Source organism: Sagittula sp., from assembly GCF_052825245.1.
This window is the reverse complement of record NZ_JBRBWD010000013.1, coordinates 1-11712: the sequence shown is the minus strand read 5'-3', so window position 1 is coordinate 11712 and position 11712 is coordinate 1. Positions and strand designations below refer to the sequence as shown.

8 protein-coding genes are annotated in these 11712 nt (G+C 67.3%); 4 read left to right on the top strand and 4 right to left on the bottom strand.

The features are described 5' to 3' along the window. Window positions 1-13: 13 nt before the first annotated feature. On the bottom strand, window positions 14-484 hold the full coding sequence (locus ACU0DV_RS03240) for an Lrp/AsnC family transcriptional regulator (protein ID WP_446241029.1): 471 nt from the start codon (window positions 482-484) through the stop codon (window positions 14-16). Window positions 485-611: 127 nt separating this feature from the next. Here ACU0DV_RS03240 and ACU0DV_RS03235 point away from each other — a divergent pair, with 127 nt between their 5' ends. Further along, entirely contained in the window at window positions 612-4028 is a 3417-nt protein-coding gene (locus ACU0DV_RS03235; RefSeq protein ID WP_446241028.1) for an indolepyruvate ferredoxin oxidoreductase family protein, read from the top strand. Window positions 4029-4143: 115 nt separating this feature from the next. Here the strand turns inward: ACU0DV_RS03235 and ACU0DV_RS03230 are convergent, their stop codons facing one another. Then, window positions 4144-5877 (bottom strand): methyl-accepting chemotaxis protein, encoded by a 1734-nt coding sequence (locus ACU0DV_RS03230; protein ID WP_446241027.1) that lies wholly within the window; start codon window positions 5875-5877, stop codon window positions 4144-4146. A gap of 78 nt (window positions 5878-5955) precedes the next feature. Next, window positions 5956-6525, bottom strand: coding sequence for a hypothetical protein (locus tag ACU0DV_RS03225; RefSeq protein ID WP_283983429.1), 570 nt, complete (start codon window positions 6523-6525; stop codon window positions 5956-5958). Between the two features lie 223 nt (window positions 6526-6748). Between ACU0DV_RS03225 and ACU0DV_RS03220 the strand changes: the two genes are divergently transcribed. Both ACU0DV_RS03220 and ACU0DV_RS03215 read left to right on the top strand, forming a co-directional pair. Beyond that, the gene (locus tag ACU0DV_RS03220; protein ID WP_446241026.1) at window positions 6749-8290 is read left to right on the top strand and encodes a trimethylamine methyltransferase family protein; all 1542 of its coding nucleotides are present in this window, start codon (window positions 6749-6751) and stop codon (window positions 8288-8290) included. Window positions 8291-8341: 51 nt separating this feature from the next. Then, window positions 8342-8671, top strand: a complete 330-nt coding sequence (locus tag ACU0DV_RS03215) for a DMT family transporter (protein ID WP_446241025.1) — start codon at window positions 8342-8344, stop codon at window positions 8669-8671. Between the two features lie 78 nt (window positions 8672-8749). Here the strand turns inward: ACU0DV_RS03215 and ACU0DV_RS03210 are convergent, their stop codons facing one another. Then, window positions 8750-9337: an outer membrane protein gene (locus tag ACU0DV_RS03210; protein ID WP_100930445.1), complete on the bottom strand. Its 588-nt coding sequence runs from the start codon at window positions 9335-9337 to the stop codon at window positions 8750-8752. A gap of 340 nt (window positions 9338-9677) precedes the next feature. Between ACU0DV_RS03210 and typA the strand changes: the two genes are divergently transcribed. Continuing rightward, complete coding sequence (gene typA, locus ACU0DV_RS03205; protein ID WP_100930444.1) at window positions 9678-11495, top strand: translational GTPase TypA; 1818 nt, start codon at window positions 9678-9680, stop codon at window positions 11493-11495. Window positions 11496-11712 lie beyond the last annotated feature (217 nt).

The following is an 11712-nucleotide window of genomic DNA, read 5'->3' as shown; positions in this document are numbered from 1 at the left end:
GGCCCCGCCGCCGTCACACCGGCACCTGCCGCGTGTGTTTTATCCGGCGCAGGGCGAAGATGGTGGATGTGCCCGCCACGCAGTCCAGTTCGAGCAGGCGCCGCATCAGGATGTCCTCGAAATCGGCGATGTCGCGCACGACCATGTGCAGCATGTAGTCCCACTCGCCGGTGACCGAGTAGACCTCCATGATCGCGGGTTCGTCGTCGACCGCCTGCTGGAAAGCCGCCCGCGCCTGCGCGTCCTGCGACTTCATCCGCACCTGGCAGTAGACATCCATGCCGCGCCCGACCTTTGCCGGATCGACCAGCCGCACCGGCGGGCCGATCACGCCGCGTTCCTCGAGGCTGCGGATGCGGCGCCAGACCGTTGCGGCAGAGCTGTTCGCCGCCTCGGCCAACTCCGCTACGGAGAGCGAGGCGTCGCGCTGGAGCATCGAAAGCAGTTTAGCCTCTACCGGCGATAGCGGATCGAAATCGTTCATCTGGGCGGCCCTTCTGAAAGGAATCGCTCACATTGGACCCTGCCCGGGACGTCGTTGAAAGCCCTTTTCACCTGAAATGCCGTATCATCGGGCCCAAGCGACACATGTCCGCACCGGGAGGAGACCGATGACAGACCAGACGCCGATCCTGAAGGATTACGCGCTGAGCGACCGCTACACACGCACCGAAGGCCGGGTGTTCATGACCGGGACGCAGGCCATCGTGCGCATTGCGCTGGACCAGGCGCGGCGCGACCGGGCGCGCGGGCTCGACACGCGGGGGTATATCTCCGGCTATCGCGGCTCGCCGGTGGGGGGCATCGACCTCGAGATCGGGCGAAACGCCGACATCGTGCGCGAGGCGGGCGTGACCTTCCTGCCCGCGGTGAACGAGGAATTCGGCGCGACGCAGATGATCGGCACCCAGCAGGTGGAGACCGATCCCGACAAGGAATGCCGCGCCGTCTTCGGCCTCTGGTACGGCAAGGGGCCGGGGGTGGACCGGGCGGGCGACGCGCTGAAGCACGGCAACGCCTACGGGTCCTCGCCCCATGGCGGTGTGCTGGTGGTGGCGGGCGACGACCACGGATGCGTGTCCTCGTCGATGTCGCACCAGTCCGACGTGGCCTTCATGAACTTCTTCATGCCGACGCTGAACCCCGCCAACGTGGCGGAGTTCCTGCCCTTCGCCGAATGGGGCTATGCGCTGTCGCGCTTCTCGGGGATGTGGGTCGGCTTCAAGGCGATCTCCGAAACCGTTGAATCCGGCATGTCGTTCGAGCTGGCGCCGGACCGGACATTTGTCACGCCCGACTTCACGCCGCCTGCCGATGGCCTGCACTACCGCTGGCCCGACCTGCCCGGCCCGCAGATCGAGGCGCGGCTGGAGCACAAGAAAAACGCCGTGATGGCCTTTGCCCGGACCAATCCCATCGACCGCGCCGAATGGGGCCACCCTGCCCGCTTCGGCATCGTCACCACAGGCAAGGCACATCTGGACGTGCTGGAGGCGCTGCGCCTGCTGGGCATCGACCGGACGCGCGCGGCGGAGCTTGGCATCGACCTCTACAAGGTCGGCATGGTCTGGCCGCTGGAGCATGACGGCGCGCTGGAGTTCGCCCACGAGAAGGACGAGCTGCTGGTGGTCGAGGAGAAGCGCGGTATCATCGAGAGCCAGCTCAAGGAGTACTTCTACGATTTCCCCGGACGCAAACCGCGGCGCATGGTGGGCAAGCGCGACGAGACCGGCCAGCGCCTGATCCCATGGACGCAGGAGCTTGGCCCGGTGATGCTGGCCCGGCACATCGCCGACCGGCTGGAGCGCAACGGCATCGTCGACCTGCGGGATCGCGCGGCCCATGTGACCGACACGCCGCAGCCGATCCAGGTCGCGGGCGCGACCCGCACGCCGTATTTCTGTTCGGGTTGTCCGCACAACACCTCCACCAAGGTGCCCAAGGGATCGCAGGCCTTTGCCGGGATCGGCTGTCACTTCATGGCCTCGTGGATGGGGCGCAACACCACCTCGCTGATCCAGATGGGCGGCGAAGGGGTGAACTGGGTGGCGCGGTCGAAGTTCAACGGCAACCGGCACGTGTTCCAGAACCTCGGCGAAGGGACCTATTACCACTCCGGGTCGCTGGCCATTCGCCAGGCGATTGCCGCGGGCACCAACATCACCTTCAAGATCCTGTTCAACGACGCCGTGGCGATGACCGGCGGGCAGCAGGTGGACGGGCCGATCTCGGTCGAGGCGATTGCCCGGTCGGTGCTGGCCGAAGGCGCGAAGAAGGTCGTCATGGTAAGCGACGCGCCCGACGGCCTGCCCCGGGTTCCCGGTGTCACCGCCTTCCACCGACGCGATCTGGACCGCGTCCAGCGCGATCTTCGCGAGATCCCCGGCACCACCGTCCTGATCTACCAGCAGACCTGCGCCACGGAGAAACGCCGCCTGCGCAAGCGCGGCCTGATGGAGGATCCGAAGCGCTACGCCGTCATCAACCCGCTGGTCTGCGAGGGCTGCGGCGACTGTTCGGTGGAGAGTAACTGCCTGAGCGTGGAGCCGCTGGAGACGGAATTCGGCCGCAAGCGCAAGATCAACCTCAACACCTGCAACAAGGATTTCACCTGCCTGAACGGCTTCTGCCCCAGCTTCGTCACGGTGGAGGGCGCGACGCTGAAGCGTGGCAAGGGCGCGGGCGACGCGGCCTTCGACCGGCTGTCGCAAAGGCTGACGGAGCCGGTCGGGCCCGCACTGGACCGGCCCTGGGACATCGTCGTCACCGGCGTGGGCGGGACGGGCGTGGTCACGGTCGGACAGGTGATCGCCATGGCCGCCAACCTCGAAGGCAAGGGCGCATCGGTGCTGGACTTCATGGGGTTTGCGCAAAAATTCGGCCCGGTCATCAGCTACATCCGCATGGCAAAGGAGCCCGAGGCGGTGAACCAGGTGCGGGTGGAGCCCGCCTCCGCCGACGCGCTGATCGGTTGCGACATTGTGGTCAGCTCCTCCCCCAAGGCCTCGCAGACTTTCCACGCGGGCACCCGGGCGGTGGTGAACACCGCCGTCATGCCGACGGGCGACCTCGTACGGAACCGCGACGCGGACCTGAACGCCGGGCAGCGTCTGGCGGCGATTGCCGGGGGTGTCGACGCGGCGTATCTGAAGACGCTCGATGCCAACGCCCTGTCAGAGGCGCTTCTGGGCGATACGGTCTTTGCCAATGTGATGATGTTGGGCGCGGCCTGGCAGGCGGGCCTCGTGCCCCTGTCGTACGATGCCCTGATGCGCGCCATCGAGCTGAACGGCGTGAAGCCCGACCTCAACAAGCGCGCCTTCGCCTGGGGGCGGATCGTGGTGACCGACCGGGCAGAGGCGGAGGCCGCCGCCGGGCTGACCGCCGCGCCGGTGATGACGCTGGACGAGACGATCGACCGCCGCGCTGCCTTCCTGACGGAGTATCAGGACAGTGCCTGGGCGGACCACTATCGCACCGCGATCGACCGGGTGCGTGCGGCGGAGGTGGCGGCGACCGGTGCGCCCGGCCCGCTGACGGAGGCCGCCGTGAAGGGGCTGTTCAAGCTCATGTCCTACAAGGACGAATATGAGGTCGCGCGGCTGCACAGCCAGACGGGGTTTGCCGAAGGGCTGAAGGATCGCTTCGGCGGCGACTTCGTCGTGAAACACCACCTCGCGCCGCCGATGCTGCCGGGCAAGGACGCGCGGGGACGGCCGCTGAAGCGCAGCTTCGGGCCGTGGATCGGCCCGGTGTTCCGCCAGCTGGCCCGCATGAAACGGCTGCGGGGTACGGCGCTCGATCCCTTCGGCTACACGCGCGAACGGCGCATGGAGCGCGCCCTGATCGGGGAATACACCGCGCTTCTGGACAGGCTCACCACCGGGCTGACCCGCGACACCGTCGAAGACCGGGCTGGCATCGCCGCCAGGGTCATGGAGATCCGTGGCTTCGGGCCGGTCAAGGACGCGGCGGTGGACCGGGTGCGCGGCGATATCGCACAGGCGCTTGAAGAGCGGGGCCTCTGACCGCCTTGACCGGTCAGGTGGCCTTCGAAGACTGCGGCGCGCGCCTGTTCCCCTGATCGACAAACGGCCAAACGGCCCAAGGTTGTGAAGAAGGGGCGCGCGACCTGCCGCCCCTTCAGGCCGCCTTGTCAATTCGCTTCTCGACCGCTTGCGCCGGGCGGGTGGAGAAGCGGGAGACGAGATCGTTCAGGCTGTCGGCGTCGCCCTGCAGCATCTGCGCGGCGGCGGTGGACTCTTCGACCATGGCGGCGTTCTGCTGGGTCACGCGGTCCAGGTTGGCGATGCCGGTGTTGATTTCGTTAAGTCCCTGAGCCTGATCGCCGGCGCTTGAGGCGATGCCCTCCACCATGCGGGACACGTCCGCCACCTTGTCGAGAACGTCCTGCAGGGCGTTGCCCGCGGCCTCCACCAGCCGCACGCCGTCGCGGACGCGTTCGCCCGAGCCCTGGATCAGGTCCTTGATCTGCTGCGCGGCCTCCGCGCTTCGCTGGGCCAGACCGCGCACCTCGGAGGCGACCACGGCAAAGCCCTTGCCCGAGTCACCGGCCCGCGCCGCCTCCACCCCGGCGTTCAGCGCAAGGAGGTTGGTCTGGAAGGCGATGTCGTCGATGACGGTCGTGATCTCCGATATCCGGTCAGAGCTTTTCTCGATCTCGCCCATGGCATCGACGGCGGATTTCATCACCTCGCCGTTGCGTTCGGCGATCTCGCGGGTGCTGTGCACGGTGGTGTTGGCGTCCGCTGCATTCTTCGCGGCGGAGCGCACGCTGTTCAGCATCTCCTCCATCGCTGCGGCGCTTTGTTCGAGCGTCGCGGCCTGGGTTTCCGTCCGGCGCGACAGTTCGCCAGAGGCAGAGGCGATCTGGTCCGAGCTGCCGAGGATGCTTTTCGCGCCTTCCTTCACCTCTTCGACGACCTTGCGCAGATGGTCGACCGCGCGGTTGTAGTTGTCGCGCAGCGACCTGTATTCGCCGGGGAACTCCACCTCGATCCGGCGGTGCAGCACCCCGCTGGCGAGGCTGTCCAGCGCCTGCCCCAGTTCCTCCACCACGCGGATCTGCGCGGCGAGCGTCTGTGCGCGGCGGTCCTCGGCCGCGCGACCGTCGCGCAGCACCTCCAGCAGGGTGTCGAGGTTGCGGGCGATGCCGCCGATCTCGTCCTTGCGGGCGCTCATGCCGTGCTGCGTGTCGTAATTGCCCTGCGCCACATCGGACACTGCCGCGGCCAGCGACTTCAGCGGGCGGCCAAGGGTCCGGGACAAGAGGTAAAGCGTCAGAGACATCATCAAGGCGAATGTCACGGCGGCCAGAACGAAGATCCAGCGGACCCGGTTCCAGACCTCCTGCATCTTCGCATCGTAGGAGACGGTGAAACCGAAGACGCCGATCACCGGACCGCCTTCCCCGGCGAAGACCGGCACCGCCCGCACGCGCCCGCCGTCCGCCGAGACCGCCGTTCCGGAAGACATGACCTCCTGCGCGATCTCGCCCACCGGACCCATGTCGTCCGCGTCGCCGAGCGCCAGCACGACGTCGCCTTCGGCCCCGATCACCACGGCGGCGCCACCGCTTGCGCCAACGCTGCTGAAGGCGTGGGCGACCGCTTCCTCGATCTTGTCGGTCACGTTGAAGCGCAGGGGCTTGGCAAGATCCTCCGCGGCCTTGTCGGCGGCGCGTTCCCCCTGGAGGTTCACGTCTGCGACGGCCATCCGCTCGAGCAACTGCATGGCACCGCCGGACAGCACGCCCGCGACGACGATCGTGGTCAGGGCCATGATCGCGGCGCAGCGGATGAAGATGGAGTGGCGGGCGCCGGCCCGCGGGCCGTCTGAAGTCGTTTGCTCGGACATCGGATTTCTTTCAGGTTTTTTCCCGATTTTTCCGCGCGGCGGGTTCGCCCCCCGCGCGGCAGTGCGACTGGTCGGCGCTTACATCAGCGCTTCGGCATCGATGCCCACCGTCATCGCGCCGATGGGGGCGCCGGTGGCCGGGTCGTTGAGGGTGATGGAGATCTGCACCTGGTAAGTCTGGCTCGATTCGTCGAACTCGATCTCCGAGACATGCACCGCGCGGGGACCGACGCTGTAGGTCTGCTGGTACTTGTCCTCGTCGCCCTGCCAGTAGTCGGAGGTCGCCTGCGAGGCGGCGACGTTCAGGCCGAGGGCATCCATGACGATCACCTCCGTCATCATCCCGCCGGACCCCTCGACCCGCGACCGCAGGAGGTCGGATGCGGGGTTCATCAGCACGCCGTCGACCAGTTCGGAGGCTCCCGTGCCGACCTCTGCCCGCCATTTCTGGTCCATTTCCTCGATGGTGGCGGCGTCGTAGCCCGCGGTCTGGGCATTCTGTTTCGCGACCGCCGAAAGGATGGCGGGGTCCTGCGCCCAAGGCGCGATGTGGGTGTCGAGGAAGGCCTTCACGTTGGCCTCGGGTTCGGCCGCGAAGGCCATGGTGGCCGAAAGGCCGAGCATGGCGGTGAAGAGTGCTGCGCGCATGGGGGGAGTCTCCGGTATCTGTGTCAGGTGGAGCGCACGCTACGCCCCAACACCTACCAGTCGGTAAAGGCGCCTCATTCAATTTCCGTCCAATTGTCGCAACCCGCACCGCGGGCGCTGACGAAAACGACCCCATGTCGCATTCGGCGCAGACGGCGCGGCGCGCCAGCCCCCAGCATCGCGGCATGACATCACCCGATCAGGCAGACGGAGACCTATCGAGATGAATGCGCCTCTTACCCGGCGGGGCGGCGGTCGCCGTGCCCGTGTCGCTGCCAGAACCGCCGCCCTCGCCCACGATCTCAGACCGGTGCGGGCCGGGCTCACGGGTGGGCGCTACAATCCCCTGAGCGACGCAGAGGTGCTGCGCATCCACCGCACCGCGCTGACGGCGCTGGAAGAGATCGGGCTGTCAGGCGCGCCGGAGAGCGGTGTGGAGGCGATGGTGGCCGCGGGTGCCCTGCAGGGCGAGGACGGCCGCCTGCGCTTCCCTGCGGCGCTGGTGGAGGACATGCTGGCCCGGGCTGCGCGGGATATCCCGCTGCACGGTCGCGAGGCGCATCACGACCTCGACCTGTCGGGCAGCCGCGTGCACTACGGCACCGCCGGCGCTGCCGTGCACATGGTCGATCCGGCGGACCGCAGCTACCGCGAAAGCACGGTGCAGGACCTGCACGATGCGGCGCGGATCGTCGACGTGCTCGACAACCTGCATTTCCTGCAGCGCCCCATGGTGGCGCGCGACATTCCCAACGCGCTGGAGATGGACCTCAACACGCTCTACGCCTGCTGCTCTGGCACGACGAAACACGTGGGCACCTCCTTTTCCGACCCATCCCATGTGGGCGCGGCGTTCGAGCTGCTGCACCTGATCGCGGGCGGAGAAGAGGCGTGGCGCGCCCGGCCCTTCGTCTCGAACTCCAACTGTTTCGTGGTGCCGCCGATGCGCTTTGCCACCGAAAGCTGCCAGACGATGGAGGCCTGCATCCGCGGCGGTATGCCCGTGCTCCTGCTCAGCGCGGGCATGGCCGGGGCGACCGCGCCCTCGACCATCGCCGGGGCCATCGTGCAGTCGGTGGCGGAATGCCTTGCCGGTGTGGTCTACGTCAACGCGCTGGCGCCGGGGCATCCGGCGATCTTCGGGACATGGCCCTTCGGGCTCGACCTCAGGACCGGGGCGATGAGCGTGGGTTCTGGCGAGCAGGCCTTGCTGACGGCGGGCTGCGGGCAGATGGCGCGGTTCTACGGCCTGCCCGGCGGATCGGCGGGCGGCGCTTCGGATTCGAAGCTGCCGGACATGCAGGCCGGGTGGGAACAGATGTGTTCCAACGTCATGGCCGGGCTGGCGGGCGTGAACATGATCTACGAGGCCGCGGGCATGCACGCCTCCCTTCTGGGGTTCTGCCACGAGAGCCTGATCCTGGGCGACGACCTGATCGGTCAGGCGCTGCGCTGCGTGCGCGGGATCGAGGTGGACGACGACACCCTCGCGCTGGATCAGATGCGCGAGGTCTGCCTTGAGGGTCCGGGCCACTACGTCGGCACCGACCAGACTCTGGGCCGGATGCAGAAGGACCACGTCTATCCGACGCTCGGCAACCGCATGTCGCCCAAGGAGTGGGAGGAGCGCGAGAAGCCCTGCCTGCAGGAGGCCGCGACCCGCAGGAAGGAGATGATCCTGTCCGTGCCCTCTGCCGCCCGGTTCCACGCCGATCTGGACCGTGCCATCCGGGCCCGCTTCCCGATCCACCTGCCCGCGTATTGACCCCGCCGCCCCGGCACGTAGACCGGGGCACAACCAAGCGGGAGTCGCCTCATGCCCTATCTCATCCTCATCCTCGCGGTGGTGGCCGAAACCATCGGTACCACCGCGCTGCAGGCCAGCCAGCAGTTCACCCGGCCCCTGCCCTCTGTCGTGGTGGCGGTGTCCTACGCTGCGGCGTTCTATCTGCTGAGCATGGTGCTGAAGGTCATGCCCGTGGGCGTCACTTACGCGATCTGGTCCGGGCTGGGCATCGTGCTGATCGCCGTGATCGGTCGGGTGGTCTTCGGCCAGAAGCTCGACCTTGCGGCGGTGCTGGGCATGGCCATGATCCTCGCCGGGATCGTGGTGATCCACCTGTTTTCCCGCGCGACACCGCACTGACCGGCACGGCCGCGACGCACAAACGAAAACGCCCCGGACCAAGGGTCCGGGGCGCAACATCGACAGATCAGGCTGCGATCAGAAACGGAAGTTGCCGCGCAGCGAGATCGAGTCCTGCTGCAGGTCGGTTTCCGTGGAGCCGAGGTTCTCGAAGTCCTCGTTCAGGTATTCCGCACCGACGCTGAAGCGATCGGTCACCTTGTATTCCATGCCGAGGCCGTAAACCGGGGAGGTCGCCTCGCCGATGCTGGTGTTCACCTTGGAGACACCGGCGGTGCCGTAAACCAGCGCCGGGCCGAGGTCGTAGCCCATGCGTGCCTTGGCGCGGGACACGTTGTCCACGTCGAAGCCGTTGACGCTCAGGTCGTCGTTGCCCTGGAACTCGGCTTCACCACCCAGAACGATACCGTTACCGAACTGGTAGTCGTAGCCGCCGTGCAGGCCGTAGATCAGGCCGGTCTCTTCGGAACCGCCCGAGGACGCCTGTGCGCCGCCGAGGCTCAGACCGGCATAGCCACCCGTCCAGGTGCCGACCGGTGCAACCGGAACGACTTCAACCGGGGTGACCGGGGTCGGCTCGACCGGCGTCACGTCAAGGCTGCCTGCGGAAGCTGCGGTGCCAAGTGCTGCAATGGCGACGGTCATGGTCAGGATATGCTTTTTCATTTCCTTCGTCCTTTCTTTTGTTTTTCACGCCTCGTTCCGGGTCTCTGTCCGGTCTGCTCGGGCGCTCGACAGCCATGTGGCCATCCGTAGTACCCTTTCAACGGTTGAACCCCGCCTTTCCGTTCCCGATTTCGTGTGTAATTTCCAAGGACTGGCTTTTTTTGGCCAATCGGTGCCGATGACGTGGATGCACCCGGCCATTCCCCGCCTGTTCCGCGCGCGAAAACGTGAGGAACGATCCGTCACATCATTGCAACAGGGGGGTTTGCGACCGATTGGCACTGGTGTTTTGGCCCGACTGCCGCTACGCGGGCGGCAATCCGGACAAGAGGAAACAGACATGCAATTGCGCAACGTCGCGATCATCGCGCACGTCGACCACGGCAAGACGACCCTCGTCGACGAACTGCTGAAGCAATCCGGCGCTTTCCGCGCCAACCAGGCCGTGGCCGAACGGGCCATGGATTCGAACGACCTCGAACGCGAGCGAGGGATCACCATCCTTGCCAAGGCGACTTCCGTCGAGTGGAAGGGCACGCGGATCAACATCGTGGACACCCCCGGCCACGCCGACTTCGGCGCCGAGGTGGAACGCATCCTGTCGATGGTCGACGGCGTGGTGCTGCTGGTGGACGCCGCCGAAGGCCCCATGCCGCAGACCAAGTTCGTGACGTCCAAGGCGCTGGCGCTTGGCCTGCGCCCGATCGTGGTGCTGAACAAGGTCGACAAGCCCGACGCGGAGCCGGACCGCGCGCTGGACGAAGTCTTTGACCTGTTCTCGGCCCTCGACGCCGACGAGGACCAGCTCGACTTCCCGCATCTCTATGCCTCCGGCCGCAACGGCTGGTGCGACACGGAGCTGGACGGCCCGCGCAAGAACCTCGACGCGCTGTTCCGCCTGATCGTCGACCACGTGCCCGAGCCGAAGCAGGTCAAGCACGTGGACGAGGACTTCCGCATGCTGGCCGTCACCCTGGGTGCCGACCCCTTTGTCGGCCGCCTGCTGACGGGCCGCATCGAATCCGGCCACGTGAAGGTGGGTCAGACGATCCAGTCGATCAGCCGTATCGGCCAGAAGATCGAGCAGTTCCGCGTCACCAAGATCCAGGCCTTCCGCGGCCTGCAGATGCAGGACATCGACGAGGCCTTTGCCGGCGACATCGTGTCCGTCGCGGGCATGACCAAGACCACCGTGGCCGACACGCTCTGCGCGCTGGCGGTGGACGAGCCGCTCGAGGCCCAGCCCATCGACCCGCCGACCATCACCGTGACCTTCGGGATCAACGACAGCCCGCTGGCTGGCCGCGACGGCAAGAAGGTGCAGTCCCGCGTGATCCGCGACCGCCTTTATAAAGAGGCCGAGACCAACGTCGCCATCCGCATCAAGGACACCCCCGGCGGCGAGGCCTTTGAAGTCTCGGGCCGTGGCGAACTGCAGATGGGCGTCCTGATCGAGAACATGCGTCGCGAAGGCTTCGAGCTGTCGATCTCGCGTCCGCAGGTAATCATGAAGGAAGTCGACGGCCAGATGATGGAACCCGTCGAAGAGGCGACCATCGACGTGGACGACGAGTACTCCGGCGCGGTGATCGAGAAGATCACAGGCGTCCGCAAGGGCGAGCTGGTCGAGATGCGGCCCGCCGGTGCGGGCAAGACGCGGATCATCGCGCATGTCCCGTCGCGCGGCCTCATCGGCTATCACGGCGAGTTCCTGACCGACACCCGCGGCACCGGCGTTCTGAACCGCGTGTTCCACGGCTGGACCCCGCACAAGGGTGCCATCCCGGGCCGCCGCCAGGGCGTGCTGATCTCCATGGAAAGCGGCGAGGCGGTGGCCTACGCGCTGTGGAACCTCGAGGATCGCGGCAAGATGATGATCGGCGCGCAGGCCCCGGTCTACACCGGCATGATCATCGGCGAGCATTCCCGGGACAACGACCTGGAAGTGAACCCGCTGAAAGGCAAGAAGCTGACCAACGTCCGGGCCTCGGGCACCGACGAGGCCGTGCGCCTGACCACGCCGATGTCGCTGTCGCTGGAAGAGGCCATCGCCTACATCAACGACGACGAGCTGGTGGAAGTCACGCCGAACGCCGTGCGCCTGCGCAAGCGGTTCCTCGACCCGCATGAGCGCAAGCGCGCGTCGCGCTCTGCCTGACCGGGTTTGGCCCGCGTTCGTTGGCCCCCCCCGGGGGGGGGGGGGGGGGGGGCGGGCCCCCCCCCCGCGGCACCGGCGGTCTGAACCGCGGGTTCCACGGCTGGACCCCGCACAAGGGTGCCATCGCGGGCCGCCGCCCGGGGGTGCTGAGCTCGATGGAACGCGGCGGGGCGGTGGCCTCGGCGCGGTGGACCCGCGAGGATCGCGGCGCGAGGAG